The sequence below is a fragment of the Aeromonas bestiarum genome (genome assembly GCF_000819745.1).
Classification (GTDB): Bacteria; Pseudomonadota; Gammaproteobacteria; order Enterobacterales; family Aeromonadaceae; genus Aeromonas; species Aeromonas bestiarum.
Map to the genome: position 1 here is coordinate 193,625 of NZ_CDDA01000032.1, position 21,452 is coordinate 215,076.

Annotated in this window: 15 protein-coding genes and 2 tRNA genes; 10 read left to right on the forward strand and 7 right to left on the reverse strand. The window is 63.5% G+C overall.

Features of this window, described 5'->3' with window-relative positions; translation table 11 throughout:
- Positions 1-6 precede the first annotated feature (6 nt).
- The 3 genes from BN1118_RS17015 to BN1118_RS17025 all read right to left on the reverse strand — a co-directional run bounded on the left by BN1118_RS17015 (position 7) and on the right by BN1118_RS17025 (position 5,702).
- A complete protein-coding gene (locus BN1118_RS17015) occupies positions 7-1,005 on the reverse strand; it encodes a LacI family DNA-binding transcriptional regulator (RefSeq protein ID WP_043557209.1) in 999 nt (332 codons plus the stop codon).
- A gap of 179 nt (positions 1,006-1,184) precedes the next feature.
- Positions 1,185-3,101, reverse strand: coding sequence for a transglycosylase SLT domain-containing protein (locus tag BN1118_RS17020; protein WP_043557211.1), 1,917 nt, complete (start codon positions 3,099-3,101; stop codon positions 1,185-1,187).
- A gap of 84 nt (positions 3,102-3,185) precedes the next feature.
- The gene (locus BN1118_RS17025) at positions 3,186-5,702 is read right to left on the reverse strand and encodes a putative bifunctional diguanylate cyclase/phosphodiesterase (protein ID WP_043138511.1); all 2,517 of its coding nucleotides are present in this window, start codon (positions 5,700-5,702) and stop codon (positions 3,186-3,188) included.
- Positions 5,703-6,073: 371 nt separating this feature from the next.
- Between BN1118_RS17025 and hpf the strand changes: the two genes are divergently transcribed.
- Positions 6,074-6,415, forward strand: a complete 342-nt coding sequence (hpf, locus tag BN1118_RS17030; protein ID WP_043138515.1) for a ribosome hibernation-promoting factor, HPF/YfiA family — start codon at positions 6,074-6,076, stop codon at positions 6,413-6,415.
- A 99-nt stretch (positions 6,416-6,514) separates the two neighbouring features.
- Here the strand turns inward: hpf and BN1118_RS17035 are convergent, their stop codons facing one another.
- Positions 6,515-7,024: a VC2046/SO_2500 family protein gene (locus BN1118_RS17035; RefSeq protein ID WP_043557264.1), complete on the reverse strand. Its 510-nt coding sequence runs from the start codon at positions 7,022-7,024 to the stop codon at positions 6,515-6,517.
- A gap of 125 nt (positions 7,025-7,149) precedes the next feature.
- Between BN1118_RS17035 and BN1118_RS17040 the strand changes: the two genes are divergently transcribed.
- Both BN1118_RS17040 and BN1118_RS17045 read left to right on the forward strand, forming a co-directional pair.
- A tRNA-Tyr gene (locus tag BN1118_RS17040) sits at positions 7,150-7,234 on the forward strand.
- 52 nt (positions 7,235-7,286) lie between these two features.
- A tRNA-Tyr gene (locus BN1118_RS17045) sits at positions 7,287-7,371 on the forward strand.
- Positions 7,372-7,493: 122 nt separating this feature from the next.
- Here BN1118_RS17045 and tamB read toward each other — a convergent pair.
- Positions 7,494-11,279: an autotransporter assembly complex protein TamB gene (tamB, locus tag BN1118_RS17050; RefSeq protein ID WP_043557212.1), complete on the reverse strand. Its 3,786-nt coding sequence runs from the start codon at positions 11,277-11,279 to the stop codon at positions 7,494-7,496.
- A gap of 76 nt (positions 11,280-11,355) precedes the next feature.
- Positions 11,356-13,131, reverse strand: a complete 1,776-nt coding sequence (gene tamA / locus BN1118_RS17055; protein WP_043557213.1) for an autotransporter assembly complex protein TamA — start codon at positions 13,129-13,131, stop codon at positions 11,356-11,358.
- A 593-nt stretch (positions 13,132-13,724) separates the two neighbouring features.
- Here tamA and BN1118_RS17065 point away from each other — a divergent pair.
- Both BN1118_RS17065 and BN1118_RS17070 read left to right on the forward strand, forming a co-directional pair.
- Complete coding sequence (locus BN1118_RS17065) at positions 13,725-14,099, forward strand: hypothetical protein (protein ID WP_042872451.1); 375 nt, start codon at positions 13,725-13,727, stop codon at positions 14,097-14,099.
- A gap of 82 nt (positions 14,100-14,181) precedes the next feature.
- The gene (locus tag BN1118_RS17070; protein ID WP_043138524.1) at positions 14,182-14,460 is read left to right on the forward strand and encodes a peptidylprolyl isomerase; all 279 of its coding nucleotides are present in this window, start codon (positions 14,182-14,184) and stop codon (positions 14,458-14,460) included.
- A 4-nt stretch (positions 14,461-14,464) separates the two neighbouring features.
- Here the strand turns inward: BN1118_RS17070 and BN1118_RS17075 are convergent, their stop codons facing one another.
- Positions 14,465-15,022: a peptide-methionine (S)-S-oxide reductase gene (locus BN1118_RS17075; RefSeq protein ID WP_043557215.1), complete on the reverse strand. Its 558-nt coding sequence runs from the start codon at positions 15,020-15,022 to the stop codon at positions 14,465-14,467.
- Positions 15,023-15,073: 51 nt separating this feature from the next.
- Here BN1118_RS17075 and BN1118_RS17080 point away from each other — a divergent pair, with 51 nt between their 5' ends.
- Genes BN1118_RS17080 through BN1118_RS17100 form a run of 5 tightly spaced genes read left to right on the forward strand, consistent with a single transcriptional unit; the run spans position 15,074 to position 21,442 of the window.
- Positions 15,074-15,748 (forward strand): DUF1499 domain-containing protein, encoded by a 675-nt coding sequence (locus BN1118_RS17080; protein WP_043557216.1) that lies wholly within the window; start codon positions 15,074-15,076, stop codon positions 15,746-15,748.
- Positions 15,749-15,758: 10 nt separating this feature from the next.
- Entirely contained in the window at positions 15,759-16,352 is a 594-nt protein-coding gene (locus BN1118_RS17085; protein WP_043557217.1) for a carboxymuconolactone decarboxylase family protein, read from the forward strand.
- Positions 16,352-18,544 carry an FAD-dependent oxidoreductase gene (locus tag BN1118_RS17090; protein WP_043557219.1) on the forward strand — a complete coding sequence of 731 codons (2,193 nt, stop codon included), beginning with the start codon at positions 16,352-16,354 and terminating at the stop codon, positions 18,542-18,544. Before BN1118_RS17085 ends, BN1118_RS17090 begins: the two co-directional genes overlap by 1 nt.
- Positions 18,545-18,566: 22 nt before the next feature.
- On the forward strand, positions 18,567-19,757 hold the full coding sequence (locus BN1118_RS17095; RefSeq protein ID WP_043557221.1) for an ABC transporter substrate-binding protein: 1,191 nt from the start codon (positions 18,567-18,569) through the stop codon (positions 19,755-19,757).
- Entirely contained in the window at positions 19,757-21,442 is a 1,686-nt protein-coding gene (locus BN1118_RS17100; protein ID WP_043557222.1) for an ABC transporter permease family protein, read from the forward strand. The genes BN1118_RS17095 and BN1118_RS17100 overlap by 1 nt, the downstream gene beginning before the upstream one ends.
- Positions 21,443-21,452: the final 10 nt, after the last annotated feature.

Genomic DNA, 21,452 nt, shown 5'->3' on the forward strand with positions numbered 1-21,452 from the left:
GTCTCGTCAGGCGACGGATTCCCGTCTGACCAGCTCGGCTTCGAACTTGAGCGCCAGCCCGTCGACCGGCTTGTGATCCAGCAGGCGCAAGGCCAGCTCGGCCGCCCGCCCCCCCATCTCCTCGATGGGATAGCGCACAGTGGTGAGCTTGGGGTAGATGTAGCGGGCATAGGGTATGTCATCGAAACCCACCACAGAGATCTGCTGCGGTATCTTGTAGCCGCGCTCCAGCAGGCAGGAGATGGCCCCCGCCACCATGGCATCGTTGAAACCGAGCACGGCGGTAAATTCGACGCCCCGCTCCAGCAGCTCACCCATGGCCACATAACCGCCATTCTCATCGGCGAAGGCACGACCAATCAAGGCTGGATCCAGCTCGATACCCGCCCGTTGCAAGGCGTGACGGTAACCCGCCATCCGCTGCTGACCGTCGACGAACTCTTCATCATCCGAGGTCACGAAGGCGATCTTGCGGTGACCCGCATCCAGCAGATGCTGGCAGGCGGTGGTGATGCCGGCCTGGTTGTCCAGCCAGACACAACGATCCTCGGCGCCCGGCACCTGGCGGTTGATGAAGACGATGGGGGTATTGCCGGCCACCAGCTCGCTCAGCTCCTCGTCGGGCAGCGCCTTGCTGTGCAGGATCAGCGCATCGCACTGACGCTGCAGCAGCGCCTGGATGGCGTGACGCTCGCGCACCGCATCGTGGTTGCCGGACATGACGATGGTGAACTTGTCCGCCTTGTCGACCATGGTCTCGATGCCCCGCATCATCTGGGCAAAGAAGGGGCCGCCACACAGGTCCCCCACCAGCACGCCGATGCAGTTGGAGCGCTTGCTGACCAGTGCCTGGGCAAAACTGTTGGGACGAAAATTCAGTTCCTTCATGGCCGCCAATACGGCCTCACGCTTTTCTGGTGCCACCTGCGCCGTGTTGTTGATCACCCGCGACACAGTTGAAATGGACACATTAGCCAACCGAGAAACGTCTTTAATCGTTGCCACTATCAATTCCTTTGTTGGGGAAGCCTGTCTGTGTTGATCGAGCGATTATATCGAACCTGTCAGACCAAGACGTGGCGCCCGATCACCTGACAGGTTTCCTTTTGTAACAAAACCTTATGGGATAATAACCATTTTGGGGAAGGAAAGGGAATCTGGCAGCCGCCGGGGCGGCTGCCGTCTCAATAAGCGTGACTCAGCTCGCGATCGGACATGAAACGCAGCGGCTGCTGCAGCTTGTGCTGATAGATGAGATCGAACGACAACACGTTCTGCACATAGTTGCGCGTCTCCTTGTAGGGGATGCTCTCGACCCAGACATCCATCGGCTTGTCCGCACTCTGGTCGCGCCAGCGTTTGACCCGGCCAGGCCCGGCGTTGTAGGCCGCCGCCGCCAGGATACGATTGCCGTCATACACATCCAGCAGCCGCTTGAGATAGGCGCTGCCGAGGCGGATGTTCATGGCGGGATCGAACAGCTGCTGCTCGTTGCGATAGGGCACCCCCAGCTTGCTGGCGGTCTCCCTGGCGGTGGCCGGCATCAGTTGCATCAAACCACGCGCCCCAACCGGCGATTGCGCCAGCGGATAGAGGGCGCTCTCCTGGCGGGAGATGGCGTAGAGCAGGCTGGTGTTCATGGTCCGCTCCTGCGCCATCTGGGAGAAGGTGCGCTTGAGCGGCAACGGGAAGCGCAGGTCGAGCGCATCCCAGGCCTCGGCCCGGATGCTGGCCAGGATCGCCAGCTCATGCCAGCCCTGATTGAGGGCTATGTGGCCAAACTCGATGCGCTGGGCCACGGGGTTGCGATCCATGTTGTGGATCCATTCAGAACGCGCCGCCGTGATCTCGTTCATGTCGAGCAGTTCACGCACCCGCAGCAGGAAGGGCCAACGGGCGCTGGCGGTGCGCCAGTCCGGCACCCGCTTCACCGCGCTCTGGTTCTTCATCCGATAAGGCACGCCGCTGCGCTGCGCCGCCATGAAGCCGTAGAAGCCGCGCAAGTTGGCGGTTTCCAGATAGAGATCCCGCGCCGGTTTTTTCTGACCCTGCACCTCCAGCGAGCGGGCCAGCCAGTAACGCCAGCGATCCTCCTTCTGCAGGGCGATGGGCATGCGCTTGACCCAGCCGGAGAGCCCGCGCCAGTCCTGCTCCCAGATGGCGAGCCGGGCCCGCAGCTCCAGCAGATCCGGATCGACCAGCCGCACGACTGTGGCATCCACCCAGCCGCGCTGGGCAGTGGCACGATCCAGCAGCAGACGGCGAGCCACGGCTCGCTCCACCGGTTTGAGCTCTGTGGGGGTCAGCCCGAAGCGCGTACGCATCGCGGGCAATTGGCCCAGCACGGATTCGGGTTGCTGATTGGCATAACGGGCCAGGCCCAGCAGCAACAGCCGCTTTGAGGGAGCGGCGGTGGAAAAATAGGCCGGGTTCATCGCCTTGGCGGGCTGCTCGAACAAGGCGACCATCTGATCGCCATAAGGCTGCATGCCGCTGCCAAGCTGGGCGCCGAGATGGCGGATAAGATTCGGGTTCTCAGCTTCAAACGCCAAGGTCATGCGGGTCCAGATCTTCTCCTGGGTGCGCAAACCGGCCTGCTGCCAGAGCTGGAACAAGGGGGTGCAGGCATCGGGACGAGACTGGCCGCTGAGCCAGAGCTTGCCCGCCTCCTGCAAGGCCTGCGTCTGCTGCCCCGTGTAGTAGCGCGCCTGATAGTGCATGCAGAGCAGATCGGTGGAACTCGGCTTGGCCGGGTAGAAGCGCAGGAACTGGGACCACTGCTGGCTCTGGGCCAGATAGGTGAGGTAGCTGCGCTCCAGCCGGTTGGATTGCGGCGTGTCGCCGTGCTGTCGGATGAACCGGGTCACGTCGTCATACTCTGCCGCCCCGGGCCGGAAGGCCAGCTGGTAGTAATCCAGATAAGGCAGCAGCGGATAATGGGTCAAACGGGCACGAATTTGCTGGAAACGGGCCTGATCGTCGGCACGAACCGCATCATAGGCCTGTCGATAGAGAGACTGCTCCGTGGTTTGCGCCGCGACTTGCGCCAGCAGCCCTGGCACGCACAGCGCCGATAAAATGATTCCCTGCACGGCTTTCACGAAAGACTTCTCCCTTGAGAGGCAATGCCACCGCCCGCTGGCGGTGGTCTTGTATCCCCTCATTCTACCCGTTAACGCCCAGGGCTACAGCTCGCTCACCACACTATTTTTCGCGCCTGAAACGGCGCCATCAGGGCGGGCAAGACGTTTGACATAACGCTCCAGATAGGGGACTGGCAGCGGCTTGGAGGCCAGGTAGCCCTGATAAAAATGGCAGCCCTGTGCCTGCAAAAACTCCAGCTGCTGGCGTGACTCCACCCCCTCCGCCGTCACGTTGAACCCCATGTGACGCGCCATGGCGATGACGGCCTCGACGATGGCCATGTTGTCGCCATCCTTGGGAATGTCCTGAATGAAGGAGCGATCTATCTTGAGCTCATCGGCCGGCAGCCGCTTGAGGTAGCTCAGGGAGGAGTAACCGGCGCCGAAATCATCGATGGCGAAACTGATGCCGAGCACCTTGAGCTCGCTCATCTTGCTGATGGTGTCTTCCGCATGACCGAGCACCACGGACTCGGTGATCTCCAGATTCAGGCAGGCGGGATCCATGCCGGTGGCGGCAAGCACGTCGTGAATGCGCTCGACAAAGTCGGTGGCATGGAACTGCTTGGCACTGACATTGACCGACAGCTGGGGGATGTGAATGCCGTTTTCTTCCCACAGCACATATTGGGCGCACGCCTCGTGCAGCACCCAGTTGCCGATGTCGACGATGAGATCCGTCTCCTCGGCGATGGGAATGAACTCGGCGGGCGAGACCAGCGCCCGCCCCGGCGGTTGCCAGCGGATCAGCGCCTCAACCCCTATGATGTCCCCCCCCTCCACCATGTGCTGCGGCTGGTAGTAGAGGGTCAGCTCCTGCTGGCTCAAGGCATTGCGCAGTTCGTTGTGAATGAGCAGCCGACGATCCGCCTGCTGCTGCATGGAGGCATCGAAGAAGCGCCGGGTCTTGCGGCCCGCCGATTTGGCCTGATACATGGCGGTATCCGCCTGCTTGAGCAGATCGTCCACCCCCTGCTCACGGCCGGGGAAGAGGGTAATGCCGACGCTGGCGCCTATGTGCAGCACCTGCCCGCCATGGGTGTAGGGGGCGGCTATCTCGCTGATGAGCCGCTCGGCGATGAGGTCGGCCTGCATCTCCGCCTGGGGCGGGCTGGCCGACAGGGAAGGCAGCAGCAGCACGAATTCGTCGCCACCCAGCCTCGCCAGGCAATCCCCCTGGCGCACCAGCCGTTTGAGACGAGTGGCCACCTCCTTGAGCAGCCAGTCGCCGGTGGCGTGACCCAGGGAGTCGTTGATGGTCTTGAAGTGATCCAGATCGATGAACAGCAGGGCCCCGATCAGGTTGTCGCGGCTCGCCTCGCTGAACGCCTGCGCCAGGGTTTCGTGCAGCTGGCGGCGGTTGGGCAGGCCGGTCAGCTCGTCGTAGTAGGCGAGATCCTGGATGCGGCGCTCGGCCTCCTTGCGCTCGGAGATGTCTTCGAAACAGATGACGAAGTGGCTGATCACCCCCTTGTCATCCTGCACGGGCGTGACGATTTCCCACTGGGGATAGATGTGGCCATCGACATGCAGGCGCAGGGTCTCTCCCTGCCAGCGGCTCAGGGTGTTGAGCTCATAGCCCAGCCCCCCCAGCCCTGACCAGAGATCATTGCCAAGATGCAGGCCTATCACCCGCTGGCTGTCAAAGCCGGTGATCTGGCTGAAGGCATGGTTGACCCGCAATATCTTGAAGTCGGGATCCGTGATGATGATGCCTTCATGGGTTTCGAAGGCCACCGCTGAGAGCCGCAGCTGGGCATCGCTCTGCAATCGCTCCAGCTCGGCCACCATGCGCACGGAAAAAATGGTCAGCACTGAGCCCAGGTTGGGGATCTCTATCTCGCTGGAGAAGAGCAGCGCCAGATGACCCAGGATCTGGCCGTGTCGGTCGAACAGCGGCTGGGCGTAATAACGCTGCCCCGCTTTCAACTGCGGATTGAGCTGGCAATCGGCCTCGATGGTGACCACGCAGGCCTCACCACGCCGATAGACCTGCTGGCAGGGCATGCCGGCGAGTTCGTACTCCTTGAGGTCGATCCCGTGACAGGCCAATACCTTGAGGCGATCGCTGCTGGTGCGCTCCGCCAGCCAGACCGCATCCGCGACCAGAATATGGGCGAGCTGGTTGATCAGGGTATCGAAAAAGTCGAGCCCGGTTCTAGCGGACAGCGCCTGGGCCAGCTGGGCCAGCAGGGGATCTTGCAACAGGGGCAGTTGCTGGGACAGCTCGGCAGGCAGCGGCGTGCTGCGGGTGGTATCGAGCGGGGCCAGCCAGCCACAGCATACCTGCTGGGCAGAGACGTACTGGCCGCTCCAGAGCACATGGCGCACCTCGCCATTCTCGTCCATCAGGTGACCGATGAACTGGGCTGGCTGGCGTGAATGATAGAGTCTGGAGAGAAAATCAGAGAAGCCGGGTTCATCGTCCACGGCCAGCTGACCGGCCCAGGGGTGTGGCCCCTCCCCTTGCCATAGCTGGTAAGAGGCATGATCGGACAGGCTCCACTGCTCATGTTGCCGATCATAAAACCACATCATCTGAGTGGCCTGCTGTTTCATCTACTACTCCAACACCACGACAACCACGTTCACTATCCTGACAACTTGATAGAGCCCACAATCCCCTCTCGCACTAAGGGCATAGGGCGATACGTAAGGAGTGCAAAAGAGGCGAGACTATGCGGTGAAAACCGGACATGAGGTCGACATGCGGCGCTGCCAAGAGGGGACAGAAACGATCCAAGTTTCCCCATACTGCCTGCCAGTTTCATGGAGCTCAAGCGCTTTTTGGCGCAGAACGGGAAAAGATCACAATTTATAAGTCGCGTGATAGTAAAGGATTCATTTCGTGACTCAGATCACATTTCAATATTCCGCCATGAGTAATCTGAAGATGAAGACACAAGCAAGACGACCCGAAGGGGGCCAATATGAAAATCGAAATTACCAGCAAAATCATCGACATCACCCCGGCTATCCGCGAGCGCATTGAATCCCGCTTTGAAAAGCTCGAACGTCTTCAGGTGCCTCTTATCACACCCCATGTGATTGTCTCCAAAGAGCGTCTGATGTTTATCGTTGAAGCCAGTGCTGGCATCCCCAACGGCAAACTGTTTGCCCAGGCAGAACACGAGGATATGTACGCCGCCATCACCGAACTGGGGCAAAAGCTGGAACGTCAGCTCAACCGCCACATCGAAAAGCCCATGGCCCGTCGTGCGGCCGCCAGTGCCAAGGACGTCGTACCCCAAGCGGATGAAGCCGACGCATAATCTGCCGCACATCACACGAATCAAATGCCAAGGCGGGATCTTCCCGCCTTTTTGCATCCTGACGCTGTCGCCAGTCGATGACCCCCTCCTTGCCCCGTCTCAGCTCAACCAGTGCAGGCGGGCATCCACCCCCTGTTGCAGCGCATCCAGTATGGGCAGCATGAGCAGCGGATCGTCGCGCCTCGGTTGATCAGCCAGCTTGCGTTGCCAGCGCTTGCGACCCAGGGGCGAGAGGTTGTCATACACGGCGGGCTCCAGCGCAGGCTGCGGGCCCAGCAAGGGCGGCGAGCGCAGCGCCAGCCAGAGCCTGACATCCACCATGGAGCCCCCCTGCTGCAGCCGCTCGTTGAGCCGCACGCCCTCCCCGTCGTCCTCACCCCCTTGCAGGGGGGCCACCGCCGGCAGCGCAAAGCGGCTGCGCCAATCCTGGGGATCCGGTCTGGACACGGCCGCCGGATCGAACCAGGGCTGCTCCTCCACAGCGTCGGTCAGCAGGGCCAGGTGCAGACGAAAGTCGGCCCTGTCGCCGTGCTGGAGATCCCGGTTGAGACGTTGCCCCAGTTGGGCCTCGTCAACCAACAGCTGATCACGTATCGCGCTGGGTAGCATGAGATAACTCTTGGAAATGGTGGTTTCATCGCTTATCGGCCGCAAATCGGATCCTGTGAGCAGGAAAAATCCCGCCAAGGGGTTCACAACAGCGGAAGATCTGTTAGTATGCGCCTCGCACTTGTGGAGGGGTTCCCGAGCGGCCAAAGGGATCAGACTGTAAATCTGACGGCTCTGCCTTCGAAGGTTCGAATCCTTCTCCCTCCACCATTTCAAGTGCAATCACGGCGCGAGTCGTGGATAAAAATTGGTAATACCCCGTGGAGGGGTTCCCGAGCGGCCAAAGGGATCAGACTGTAAATCTGACGGCTCTGCCTTCGAAGGTTCGAATCCTTCTCCCTCCACCACCCTTCAGAAAACCCGGCCTGCGCCGGGTTTTCGCATTTCTGGCCAGACCGGCCCGAGCCGCATTCAACAGCTCACATAAAAAAACGGGAGGCCTGGGCCTCCCGTTTTGCATTCAGCTGCCCTACAGGGTGAAGCGATAGAAGATGTCCACCGCCTGGGCCACCCCGCTCATGGCCTGCAGGTAGAGTCTGGGCATCAGCTCGTAGCGCAGCTTGAACTCGGCGATGGGGCTGAACACCCCGACCCCGTACTGGAACTGCAAGCCGGGCAGCAGATAGGCCGACAGGGTCACCTGGGTGTTGTCACCGCTGCCGGCGGTATCGAGCGCCACATCGCTCATGCCAAGGGATTCCCCCAGGCTGGAAACCACGCCGTTGGCCTGGCTGACGGCACCAGCCACCAACAGACCGTTGAAACCGCCATCCTCGCCACTGGTCTGCAGCCCCTTGCCGCGCAGCAGATAGGAGAGCTGCTCGGACTGGGCCATCTGCGGCTCCGAGTAGACGGTGATCTTGGGCTTGCTCGCCGGCCCGGTCACCCGCACCCCGACCGTCACCTTGCCCTCTATGGTATCGGGATCCCGATACGCTTCTATGTTGAGGAAGGGCTGATCGAGGGGGCCGGAGAAGAGGATGCGACCATCCTTGATGATGAGGTTCTGGCCATAGGCCTTGAAGCGGCCATCGTTGAGCACCAGCTGGCCGTTGCCCGCCAGCGGCCGGGACGGCTCCTGGCGGATGTTGATACCCCCCCCCACCTTGGTCTTGAGGCCCATGGCCTCCAGCCGCACGTCGTCACCGAGCCGGATCGCCAGCTTGATCGCCATCGGCAACGGCGCCGTTTTCGGCAGTGGCGGCAGATCGTCATAGACCACGGTCACGTCGTCGGAGACGGCCACCGCACTCTCTGGCAGGCTCTTGACCAGGATCCGCGCCCAGGGAATGTCGACCTGACCCGTGATCAGGGTCTCCTCTCCCAGCGAGATGGCGATGTCGGGGGAGACCCGCACCCGTCCCATGCCAGGATACTGGGCTTCCAGCTCCTTGCCCTGAATGGTGAGGCTGCCGCTGACGGGCATCCTGGCCCAGCTCAGCCAGCCCCCCAGCGCCAGCGGGCCCTTGCCCACCAGCATGGTGCCGTCGAGTTCGGCCCGGTTGCCCTCGATCTTGAGCCGGGTCACCAGCTTGGAGAGGGTCACCATGTCGGAATGGGTCTGCACCTCCCCATCCAGCAGGTTGAGCTGACCAAACAGCAAGGGGGCGGCCAGGGTGCCATCGAAGCGGGCATCGGCGGAGATGATCCCCTGCAGGGAGCGCACCTCGGGGATGAGCGGGGCGAAGGTGGTCAGCTTGAGGTCGTCAAATTTGAGCTGACCCGACAGCTGGCCACGGCCGGACGGATCCTTGATCAGCAGATCGGTATCGATAGTGCCTATCTGTTTGGAGACGAAGTCGAGCCGGATCGCCGCCTGCTGACGCTCGAAATCGACCCCAAGCTCGAGGCGCTGGTAGTCGGTCTTGAGCTCATCGGCGACCAGGGTGCCCGGCGTGGTACGCACTGTGGCGTGCAGGGTCGGCTGGTTGCCTCGCCAGCTGGCCCGGCCATCGGCGGAAAGCACCGCCAGCCAGCGGAAGTTGTCCGGCAGCCAGGGGCGCAGGCGCTTGAGATCGAAGCCGCTCAGGGCAAATTCGAGGCTGCCCTGCTGGGCTGACACCTGGCTGCCCTTGACGCAAAGGCTGGCCCCCTGGGATCCCAGGCAGAGATCCCCCATGGTCAGCCGCTGGCGCGGCAGATCGAGGTCGAGCGCCCAGGGGGCGGTCAGCTCCCAACGGCGCAGCGGCGTCTTCAACTTGAGTTCCCCGAGGGCGCCGCGCCAGCGATCCCCTCGCAGGCCACCGCTCAGCTTGAGGTTGGCCGCCACGGGATCGCCCTTCATGGTCAGCGACAAGACATGCTGATTGAGGTCGCCGCTCAGGTTCAGGGCCAGCTGGCTGAGCGCGTTGGCCCCCTGTGCCAGGCTCGCCACCGTCAGCGCCAGCTCGCCGGCCGGTTTGTCGCCGACCAGGGCATTGCCCTTGATGGCGATCCCTTTCAGATCCGTGCCCGCATAGTAGAGCCGGCTGGCGGCCAGATCTGTGGTGACCCGCGGTGCCTGCTGATTGCCGGTGAGGCGCACCTGCCCCTTGATGTCCCCCTTCAGGCCGGGGTAGAGCCCGGCCAGGTTGGGGGCATCGATATCCGCGTCCAGCTTCCAGGTCTGCTGGCTCAGGCTGCCCTTGGCCTGCAACTGGTTGGGGCCGCTTTGCAGCGCCAGCGCGGGGATGGTCCACTCCATCTTGTCGTTGCCGCTCGCGCTGCCCTTGATGGCCAGCGGATACTGGTTGAGCTTGCCGTCCACCTTCAGCTCGGGCAGTTGCAGTTGCCAATGGCCGGCTTCATCGAGTTCGAAACGGCTGGCAATCTTGCCCGCCAGGGACCCCTTGAGCTCGGGCACCAGCTCGGCCGGGTTGATCCCCTTGAATTCCGTGGTGCCCTGCCAGCGTACCCCCTGGTCCCAGGCCAGCTTGCCATCGAGTTTGAGCTCCCCCTTGAGGGCATTGAGCAGCAGGTTGATCTGGTTCAGCTGCGTCAGATCCCCCTTGCCCGTCAGCGCCAGCTTGAAGGGAGGCACGTCCGTGCCCTTGCCCGCGGTATTCAAGGCAAACTGATAGCCGGAGAGCTTGCCCTTGGCGGTCAGGCTGCCCTTGTCCAGCTGATAGCTGGGCTCATCTTTGGCAGGCTTGTGCAGCGGCCAGCCGAGGCGCTTCCACTCCAGCCCTAGGTCAAATGGCAAGTCAGGGTTGAGGGCGGCCAATGATCCCTTGAGGTTGGCGGCCACAGGCCCCTTGGCTTGCAACGCCAGCGCCAGCTTGCCTACCGAGCCACCCAGGGTCAGGGTCGCCTGCTGCCCTTTGAGTTCGCCATCCAGCAGCCCCTTGCGGGCCTTGGCATCCAGGGTCAATTCGAGCGGATAGTCCTCGATCAGCCGGACATGGCCCTTGAGCGCCAGATCCGCCATGGCATGGCGCAGGGAGAGCTCGCGCACCTCGATGCGCTCCTCTTTGGCACTGGCCGACAGCCGCAGGGTGTCGAGCCCTTCGATCAATTCCCCTTGCTGATAGCGAAACGCCGTGGCCTGCAATCCTTCCAGCTGGATGGGGAAAGGCAGCCGGATGGCGGGCAGCTCGATGGGCACCGCCTTGGTTGCCTTCTGCGCCTTGCTCTCATCCGCCGGCTTCGCCTTGGCGGTGACAGGTGCCTTGGCCGCAGCCTTGTCTTTGGTGGTTGCCTTGCCGGCAGCCGGTTTGGCGGCATCGGCAGCCGGCGTCTCGGCCAGAGTGACGTTCAGACCGTCCAGCACGGGCCCTCGCACTATGAGCCCCTTGCGACTGAGGGTGGCGCCTATGTCGAGGGACTTGAGAGTCACACCCACGCCGGGCACCGCCAGATCCAGATCCGCCACCTTGAGGCTGTCGACCTGGATCCTGAGGGGCAGCGGGTGCCAGACGAAGGGCTCCGACGGCTCTTCCGGCACAGGCTCTGACTCGGCGACCTTGACCACGGGGTGGGTGACCGTCAGGGATTTGATCCAGAGCTTGCCCTGCAACAACTTGCCCAGATCCCAGTCCAGCACGGCGCGATCGACTGTGACATCCACCAGCTCGTCCTGCCAGCCGACCCCTTCCAGGGTCCAGCCATAACCGAGTTGGCCCGCCACCAGCTCCCCCTTGAGGGAGGGCAGCGCCGCCCTGGCCTGCAGCCACAGCCACTTGTTGCCCTGATGGGTGAAGCCCAGCAGGCTGACGCCGATGAGCAGCAGGAAGACGAGCCCCATCAGCCAGAGAAAAATGCGTTTTACCCAGATCACAGCGCAGACCCCCGCGAAACATGCAGCCGCAGCGGCCAGGAAAGAAAACAGAGAGAATGAGTGGGTTCAAACCGGATCATAATTCAGGCCCCAGCGCGAAGTGGAGTCGCAGCGGCTTGTCTTCCTCGGAAATGCCCACCGCCAGATCGAGCCTGACCTGACCTATGGGGGTGACCCAGCGCACGCCGATCCCGGTGCCTATCTTCCAGGCCTCGCTGTAGTCGACCGTGGCCGTCCCGCCATCCACAAACAGGGCGCCTAGCCACTTGTCGCTGAAGCGGTAGTTGTATTCGGCGCTGGCGACGCTCACGTAACGGCCCCCCAGCAGCTTGCCGTCGCTGCCGCGCGGCGATATGGTCTCGTAGCCATAGCCACGCACCGTCTGGTCACCACCGGTGAAGAAGCGCAGGGAAGGCGGCACCAGCGAGAAGCTGTCCCCTATGATGGCGCCCTGCTCGGCCCGCAGCAGGAAGCGGTGATCCTCACCCAGGGTACGCAGCCACTTGCTGCGCCCCCACACCCGCACGAAGCTGATGTCGGAACCCCAGTAGGGATCGGAAAACTCCAGGGTCAGCTGCTGGCGATCGCCCCAGTCGGGCACCAGACCGCCACGCACTCGCAGCCGCGACCAGGAGACACCGGGGATCAACAGCAAGCTGTTCCCCTCGTCGGCACCCTGGGTATAGATCTCGTTCTCGAGCCGGATAAAGACGTCTCTGTCCCAGCTCTCCGGCCGCCGCTTCCAGCGGTGCACGCTGACGGTGGTCAGGTCGGAGCGGGTATCGTTGCTGTCCTTGTATTGATAACCCGCCTGCAGCGAGTAGTAATCCCGCAGCGGGTTGCCCACCGGGATCTGGTAGTCAAAGCTCAACTCGGCCTCGGGTTGCGAGACCTTGGCGGTGGCGTTGAGGCGATGGCCGTAGCGGTTGACCCAGGGCTTCTCCCAGGTGGCGCTCATGCGCGGGCCCACGTCGGTGGCAAAGCCGATACCCGTCTCTATCTCGTGGTCGACCCGGTTGGAGAGGGTCACCTGCACCGGCACCCGGTTGCCCTCGGCCTGGCTGATCATGGGCTTGATATCCACCTGCTTGAACAGCTTGGTGGAGGAGACATCCTGCGACATCTCGGCCAGCCGGATCGCCAGATAGGGGTCGCCGCTCTTGATGTTGATGAGCGGCCGAATGAGGCGCAGCGCCTCCGGCGTGGCGTCGTAGTGGATCTCGCCGAAGTGATAGCGGGGGCCGGAGCGAAACAGTATGTAGATCTCGGCCGTGCCCTGATCCGGGAACACCTTGACCTGACTCTTGCTGATCTTGGCGTCGAAGTAGCCGCGGGCCAGCCCCAGGCTGCCGAGATCCGCCTTGATGGATTCGTATTTGCCGTGGTTGAGGGGATCCCCCTCCTTCAGGGGCAGCTTGTCCAGCAGCTCGCTGTAGATCTCGTCGCTGCCCGCGTCCCCTTCCAGCAGTATGTCGAGGCGGGAGATGATGACGGGCTTGCCCGCGTCCACCTCGACCACCACCCTGACGGGGGCTTTTTTGTCGCGGCTCAGGGTGATCTTGGGCTGGTAGTAGCCATAGACCTGCAGGGCTTTTTGCACGCTCTCGGTGATCTTGGCGCGGGCCGGCCGGTATTGGCGCTCCTGATAGACAGGCAGCGCATTGAGATAGGCTTCGACGTTATCCTTGGTCTCCCCTCTCAGACCCTTGATCTGATAGGTGAGTTTGGCCGCCATGGCCGGCGTGACGAACAGCAGCAGACAGAGGCTCAGGCCCAGCGCGCGGAGCCCACGACGGAAAACCCGTCCGGGCGATGAGATCCCTGCAGGCAGGGGCGGATTGCATCCTGTCAAACGTCAATTTCCCCGAAGAACATGATTAAAATAATGCAATATTTAGAATGAATATGAGGCTCACTCGATGGCAAGCGCGCCTCATCCTAGCATATCCCCGGCGCAACATCAGAGCGGAGCGGCATCGAAATTCACCCTATTATTGAAGCCTTTGCCGCTCGGCTTGCTCACTTTCCTCCCGCCTGCCCCACAGACTTATGCCATTGTGGGTAAAAAAGGGCCATTCCTCAGCCATCAGGCCATGACAGGCATCACAAACGGCGGTTCGTCTCGCCTCCCCTTTGCGCCAACGCCCCCTCGCCGACGCGACATCAACTGTCGGCAACAGGTCAAGATGACGACGGCCGGCCCGCTACCTGCCCCCTGAGCCCCTGCCTTCCTCTTCGATCAAACGCTTATTTAGATGATAAAAATCAACTGGTTGAATCTGAATAATCAAAGCCTCGTTCGCCTCAATCGATTTATCCCGCTGCCCCCCGCCGCTCGTCTCGCCCACACTGGGTTCATCTACCAAAGAAAACGCATCGCCCGCACCGGCGTCATGAGTCCAGGGGCCCGTCGCCCCCGACGCTCTCAACCGAAGGAGACACATCATGCATGCACGCAGCGAACAGATGGCTGACTACATTGCCGACCGACTCGAGTTCATCACCTTTCTCGCCTGTTGCAGCGCCCTGCTGGCCCTGCTGACCGGCATGAACGGCCAGCAGGCGCTGGCCTTTACCGCCCTCAATCTGCCGTTCGGGCTCGCCATACTGCTGGGCATGGCCATGCTGGCGCCCTTGCCGGCGCACTGGCGTCTGCCGGGCATCACCCTCTTGCTGGCGGGCTGCGCCCTGGCCACCCTGCAACTGGGGGGCGACTGGCTCAACCCCTTGGCCATCTGGAGCCTGCATGCCCTGCTGGGGTTGGAGATCCTGTGGCAATCACGTCCAAGGGCCCGCCTCGGCGCCCGCGCCCGCAGTTAATCCCTGCATGACGGCTGACGCGCGGCGGGAATTGGAGTAATCTTGCGCCCCGATTTGCCCGCCGCCGAGGAGCGCCAACATCATGAAGAAAGCCTGTGCCCAGCACATCCTGGTCAAGACAGAGAAACAGTGTCTGGAGATCAAGGAGAAACTTGCCAAGGGGGCCGACTTTGGTCAGATGGCCAAGCGTTTTTCCACCTGTGCCTCGTCCAAACGTTCGGGGGATCTGGGGGAGTTTTCGAAGGGCGACATGGTCAAGCCGTTTGACGATGCCGTGTTCAAGGGCGAACTGCTGACAGTGCTCGGCCCGATACGCACCAAGTTCGGCTTTCACCTCATCAAGGTGCTCTACCGCAACTGATGGCTCAGGGCTCGGGTGTCAATGTCACCGGCCAGCCGCCGCAACGGCGGGCATAGAAGCCAAAGCGCCAGGGATGGCGCGCCGCCCAGTCCTCCATCTCGGGTGCCGGCGTGAAGCGGCTATCCGGCCAGAGCGATACCCGGCTCACGCGGCCATGCAGCGCCTGCCAGCGCGTCAGGCTCACCTGGGCCAGACGCCACTGATAGTCATCCCTGGGCAGCAGGGCCGGGACAAATTCCTGACCGCGATTGCAATATTGCCCGCCACCATCGTGCCCATCCACCAGCTGCCAGAAGACATTGAGCAGATCCCCATAACCCACCAGGGCCGGATCGTAATCGATGCGCACCGCCTGGCGCCGCCCCGCCCCCTGTGCAGGCGTGGTTTCCCCGGGCAAGGGGATGACATAGCCGGGTTCGACCCGCGTCACCCCGGGCACGGCCTCATAGACGATCTCGGCGCGCCACATGTCCCCCGCCGCCAGCATTGCTGTATCTGCCCACAGCGAAGCGCTTGGGAAAAGCAGCAGGATTGAGATAAATTTACTAACGTTATCAGTCAATTAAGTTTATCCTTCTGGGCACTTGTCCATCATAACCAGTGGATCCCCGTTATGCCCAGTTATTTGTGGTGGCCCCTGCTGGCCTGGTTGCTGCCCCTCGCTGGCGCCCTCGGCAGCCGCCTTCACCTCTGGCCCTGGTGGCTGGGGTTCGCCATCTGTCTGCTCGGTGCGCTGATATCGCTCCTGTTGCTGGTCCGCCTGCCCTGGAGCCGGCGCAAGGTCCCGAGCCTGTGGGGGATAACCCCGCTGCTGCTGCCCCTGCTGTTGCTGGTGCAGGCACTACGCATGCCGCCGCTCAACGACATCAGCACGGATCCCTATAACCCGCCGCCCCTGCGCTGGGCCGCCGAGCTGAGAACGGCGCAGGATCTGCCCATCAATGCGGCCCCCTTGAAAGCATTCGAGAGCAAACCCGGTCCTCTCTATACCAGCGCCTCTCCGATCGAGGTGATCACCGAGGCGAACGAGCTGATGGAGGAGCTGGGCTGGCAGGTGCGACCGAGCCAGGATGGCCTCGATGCGGTGGCCACCACCGGCTGGTTCGGTTTTCAGGATGACGTGGCGCTGCGGGTCTTTGTCGGCCCGAAAGAGACCCGCATCGACATGCGATCGGCTTCCCGCCAGGGGCGCAGCGATCTGGGCACCAACCGGGCGCGGATCGAGGACTTTCTGATCCGGCTCAACGAGCGGCTCGGTCAGGCCTACAAACCCAATTTGAAGCAATAGAAGGTAATCAATGCGCGTCGAGGTCAAGCCCGATCGGGAATATGCCTGGTTCATCCGCCCCTTTTTCTGGCTGCAGAAACGCAACTACGGCCAGGTGCTGATCCCGGGAAAATGCTGGGGCCGCTCGCCACGGCTGTTTGCCGCCGTGGCCACCCTCTACGGCGTCATCAACCGCAAGCGCTCACCCATAGATCCCGTGCTGCGCTCCCTGGTGACGGTGCGGGTCTCCCAGCTCAACTGGTGCCACTTCTGCGTCGACATCAACGCCATGACCCTCATCAAACGGGCCGGCTCCAGCGCCAAGGTGGAGGCGCTGGCCCACTGGCGCAGCAGCCCCCTGTTCGATGAGCGGGAAAAGGCGGTGCTCGACTACACAGAAGCCATGACAGGCCTGGATGGGGTGAGCGACGCGCAGGCTGCGCGCCTCAAGCCCTGGTTCGACGACGATGCCATGGTGGAGCTGACCGGCCTCATCGCCTTCCAGAACATGTCTGCCAAGTTCAATGCCGCCCTCGATATCGCCCCCCAGGGCTTCTGCCAGCTGCCGGTGCAACCCGAGCGCCCCGCCGCGGCCCCCGATCAGCAACCCGGCAAGGACGCCTGATGACACGGGCCCGCCTGCTGCTCCTGCTGGTGATGGGGTGCCTCATCGGCGCCTTCTTCGCATTTGATCTCGGCCGCTACCTGAACCTGGCCCAGCTGCAGGCCCGCCAGGCCGAGCTGGCCGCCCTGGTCGATAGCCATTTCGTCAGCGCCGCCCTGATGTTCGTGGTCCTCTATGTGCTGAGCACGGCTCTCTCCCTGCCCGGCGCAAGCCTGCTCACCCTGGGCGGCAGCGCAATATTCGGGATCGGCTGGGGGCTGCTGCTGGTCTCCTTTGCCAGCACCCTGGGCGCCACCCTGGCCTTTCTCAGCGCCCGCTTCCTGCTGCGCGACTGGGTCAGGGCTCGCTTTGGCGACAAGCTGGCCACCTTCCAAGCCGGGATGGAGAAGGACGGCACCTTCTATCTGCTGAGCCTGCGCCTCATCCCCCTCTTCCCCTTCTTTCTGGTCAACCTGCTGATGGGGCTCACCCCCATCAGAGTCAGTACCTACTACTGGGTGAGCCAGCTCGGCATGCTACCCGGCACCTTCGTCTACGTGCTGGCGGGCAGCGAGCTTGCGACCCTCACCAGCACGGGCAATATTCTCTCCCCCGGTCTGATGGTGGCGCTGACCCTGCTGGGGCTGATGCCCTTCTTGATCAGGCGCACCATGCAACAGCTTGCCCTGCGCCGCCTCCATGCCCCCTATCGAAAGCCTGCCCGTTATGACTACAACCTGCTGGTGATCGGGGCCGGCGCCGGCGGTCTGGTCACCAGCTATATCGCCGCGGTGGTGAAGGCCAAGGTGGCGCTGATCGAGAAACACAAGATGGGGGGCGATTGCCTCAACAGCGGCTGCGTCCCCTCCAAGGCGCTGATCAGAAGCAGCCGCTTTGCCGCCGAGCAACGCAGGGCAAGCGAGCTGGGCTTCAGCCAGAGTCAGACCCGCGCCGACTTTGCCGCCGTGATGGAACGGGTCGCCAGGGTGGTAAAGGAGGTCGAACCGCACGACTCGATGGAACGCTATCGGGCGCTGGGGGTGGAGTGCATCGCAGGGGAGGCGACACTGGTCTCCCCCTGGGAAGTGGAGGTGAACGGCCGGCGCCTTGCCAGCCGCCATATCGTACTCGCCACCGGCGCCAGACCCTGGGTGCCGGATCTGCCAGGACTGGCCGACGTACCTTATCTCACCTCGGACAACCTCTGGCAGCTGCGCACCCCGCCGCGCCAGCTGCTGGTGCTTGGCGGCGGCCCCATCGGCTGCGAACTGGCCCAGAGCCTTGTCCTGCTCGGCGTGCCGGTCACCTTGGTGGAACTGGCCGATCAGCTGCTGCCGCGCGAAGATCGGGAAGTGGCCGACGCGCTGCAATCCCAACTGACCCGTGACGGTGTCACAGTGCTCACCGGCTGGCGCGCCGAGCGGGTCGACTATCTGCCAGAAGGGGAGCAGACATCAGACCCGCAGCCGCAATCGGCGAAAACGCAAAGCACCTTGCCCATTCGGCTGCAACTGCGCCGAGGCGATGACGTGCGAGTGATTGAGGGGGATCAACTGCTGCTGGCGCTGGGCCGCGTCGCCAATGTGAGCGGCTTCGGGCTGGAGGCACTGGGGGTGGAGCTGGCGCCCCGTGGCACTGTGGCCGTCGATGGCTTTCTCACCACCAACTACCCCAGTATTCTGGCGGTGGGGGACGTAGCCGGCCCTTACCAGTTCACCCATTTTGCCGCCCATCAGGCCTGGTATGCCGCCGTCAATGCCCTGTTCGGCCAGTTCAAGCGGTTCAAGGCGGACTACAGGGTGATCCCGGCGGCCACCTACACCACGCCGGAAATCGCCCGGGTCGGCCTCAACCGCAAGGAGGCCGAAGCCGAGGGTATCCCCTTCGAGACGACCCGTTTCGCGCTGGCCGAGCTGGATCGCGCCATCGCCGACGGGGAGCGCCACGGCTTTATCGAGGTGCTGACCGTGCCCGGCAAGGACCAGATCCTGGGTGCCACCATAGTGGGCACTCACGCCGGCGAGCGGATCGCCGAATTTGTGCTCGCCATGCGCCACCGGCTGGGGCTTGGCAAGATCCTCGCCACCATACACGCTTATCCCACCCTGATGGAGGGGAACAAGTACCTGGCCGGTGAGTGGAAACGGGCCCACCAGCCCACCCGGGTGCTGGCCCTGCTGGCCCGTTATCATAGCTGGCGCCGCGGCGCCTGATCCTTTGCCCAAGGTAACTCACATGATCAAGACACTGCCCTTGCTCAAATCCCTGTTGTGCGCCCTGCCCCTGCTGGCAGGCGGCACCCTCTTTGCCCATGCCAGTGCCAACGACAGCCAGGATGCTCACTGGCAGCAGACCCTGGCCCAGGCGAAGGGGCAGACAGTCTACTTCAACGCCTGGGGCGGCAGCCCGGAGATCAACGCCTACCTGATATGGGCTAGCAAGGAACTTGAGCGCCAGTATCAGGTCAAGCTGGTGCAGGTGAAGGTGGATGACATAGCCCAGAGCGTCAGCCAGTTGCTGGCCAATCGGCAGGCGGGCAAAAATGCGGACGGCCCCATCGACTTGCTCTGGGTCAACGGCAAGAACTTCAAGGCGCTCAAGGAGCAAGGGCTGCTGGGTGCCCCCTTTACCCAGGATCTGCCCAATATGGTGCGGGTAGACAATACGCTGCCGGTGAGTGAGGACTTCACAGTGCCGGTCGAAGGGCTGGAGGCCCCCTGGGGCATAGGCCAGCTCAATCTCATGGTCAATGAGGATGAGGTGGCTACCCCGCCAGCCTCGGCGCCGACCCTGCTCGCCTGGGTCAAGGCCCATCCCGGTCGCTTCACCTATCCCAAGCCACCCCAGTTTCATGGTTCCAGCTTTCTCAAGCAGATCCTGCTGGAGTTGACAGCCGATCCCGCCCCCCTCTATCGGGAGGCGACCGACGCCGACTTTGACCGGCTAACGGCCCCGCTCTGGGCCTGGCTCGATGAGCTGCACCCGGCGCTCTGGCGCAAGGGCAAGCTGTTCCCCGCCAGCGCTGCCGAGACCCGCCAGTTGCTCGATGATGGCGAGCTCGCTATGGCCATCAGCTTCAACCCGCAGGAAGCCCAGAGCGCGGTGCAAAACGGCACCCTGCCCCCCAATGTGGTGGCGGTCGCCATGGAGAAAGGGGCGTTGACCAACAGCCACTTTCTCGCCATCCCCTTCAACGCCACGGCCCGGGCTGGCGCCAAGGTGGTGGCCAACTTCCTGCTGAGCCCGGTGGCCCAGGCACGCAAGGCCGAGGCGGCCTTCTGGGGTGATCCCAGCGTGCTGCAAGCCAGCGCCCTGCCGGTCTCGGCCAAACAGGCGCCTGCGCTGCGCTTCAAGGCTAGGCCTGAGCCCCACCCCAGCTGGCAACTCAGGCTCGAAGCGGCCTGGGCCGAGCGTTACGGTCACTAATGAGCCCGGCCGGCCACCTAGAGTCCAACTGGCGCCCCTTGTTTGGCGCCGGCTGCGCCGCCCTGCTGGCCGCCCCCTTGCTGGGGGGGGTGGGGTTGCTGCTGGCCGAAGGGGGGGCGCCCTCGCACCTTCAACGGCTGCTGGCCCAGCCCGGACTCTGGCACTCGGCGGCCCTGAGCTTCTGGATTGGCACCGCCTCGACCCTGGGCAGCCTGCTGCTGACGGCGCTACTGCTGGCGCACAGCGGCCAGCTGGGAGCAGAGAGCCGGACCTTTTCGCTGCTGCAGCGCCTGCTCTCTCCCCTGCTGGCGCTGCCCCACGTCGCCTTTGCCATCGGCTTGGCCTTTCTGCTCGCCCCCTCCGGCTGGCTGCTGCGTCTCGTCTCGCCAGCGCTCACAGGTTTCGAGTTTCCCCCCGACTGGCAGACCATCAAGGATCCGCTGGGCCTTGGGCTGATCCTCGCCCTGATCCTGAAGGAAACCCCCTTTCTGCTGCTGATGGCACTGGCCGCACTGGAGCCTGCCAAGCTGGCGCGCCAGCAGTGGCTCGGCGCCAGCCTGGGGTTCAGCACGCCGCAGATCTGGTGGCGCCTGCTGCTGCCGGCCCTCTGGCCCGCCCTGCGCCTGCCCCTCTATGCGGTGGCCGCCTACGGGGTTGCCGTGGTGGATCTGGCCCAGCTGCTGGGGCCTGATGCCCCCGCCCCGCTGGCGGTCAGGTTGTGGCTCTGGTATCAGGATCCGGATCTCGTCTGGCGTGGCGCCACCGCCAGCGGGGCCCTCTTGCTGCTCGCCCTCAGCCTGCTGCTGCTCGCAGGCCTCCGGCTGCTGGAGTTGGGCCACACGACCCTAGGCAAGCACACTTGGCTCGATGGCCACCGAACCGAGCCTGGTCTGCTGACCGCCGGCCTGGCCAGCGGCAGCGTATTTGTCCTGATCGCGGTCAATCTGGCGGTGCTGGGGGCCCTGCTACTCTGGTCGCTGACCCGGCGCTGGTCCTTCCCCGACCTCTGGCCGAGCCAGTGGAGCAGCCAGCATTGGCAAGATCTGCTGCCGGGCCTGATGCCGCTGCTCATTGATAGCGCCCTGCTGGCGCTGGCAAGCGGCCTGCTGGCGCTGATCATGGTGGTGCTGAGCCTGGAGGCGCAGCAGGGCCGCCGCCCCTGGCCGCTCTGGCTCATCTGTCTGCCGCTCTTGCTGCCCCAGGCCAGCCTGCTGTTTGGCGTCCGCCTCGGGGTGGACTGGTTCAGCCTAGGGTGGGGAGGAGACGGCATCGGCTGGGGCTGGGTGCTCTGGAGCCAGCTGCTGTTTGTCTTCCCCTACGTTTACCTTTGCCTGCACGGCCCTTATCGCCAGTTCGACCCGCGCCTGGTGCAGGCCGCGCTGACGCTGGGGGCCAGCCCCTGGCGCACCTGGTGGCGGGTGAAGGGACCTCTGCTGGCCCGCCCGCTGCTGTTCGCCTTCGCGGTGGGAGCGGCGGTAAGCCTGGCCCAATATCTGCCGACCCTGCTGTTTGGTGCAGGAAGAGTGGTCACCATCACCACAGAGGCGGTGGCCATCGGCAGCGGCCTCAACCGGCGGCTGGCGGGCCTCTACGGCCTGCTGCAACTGCTGCTGCCGCTCTTTATCTATCTGCTGGCGCTCTGGCTGCCGGCCAGGCTCAACCCGGCGCTCAAGGGCGCCCGCTGAACACGAGAAC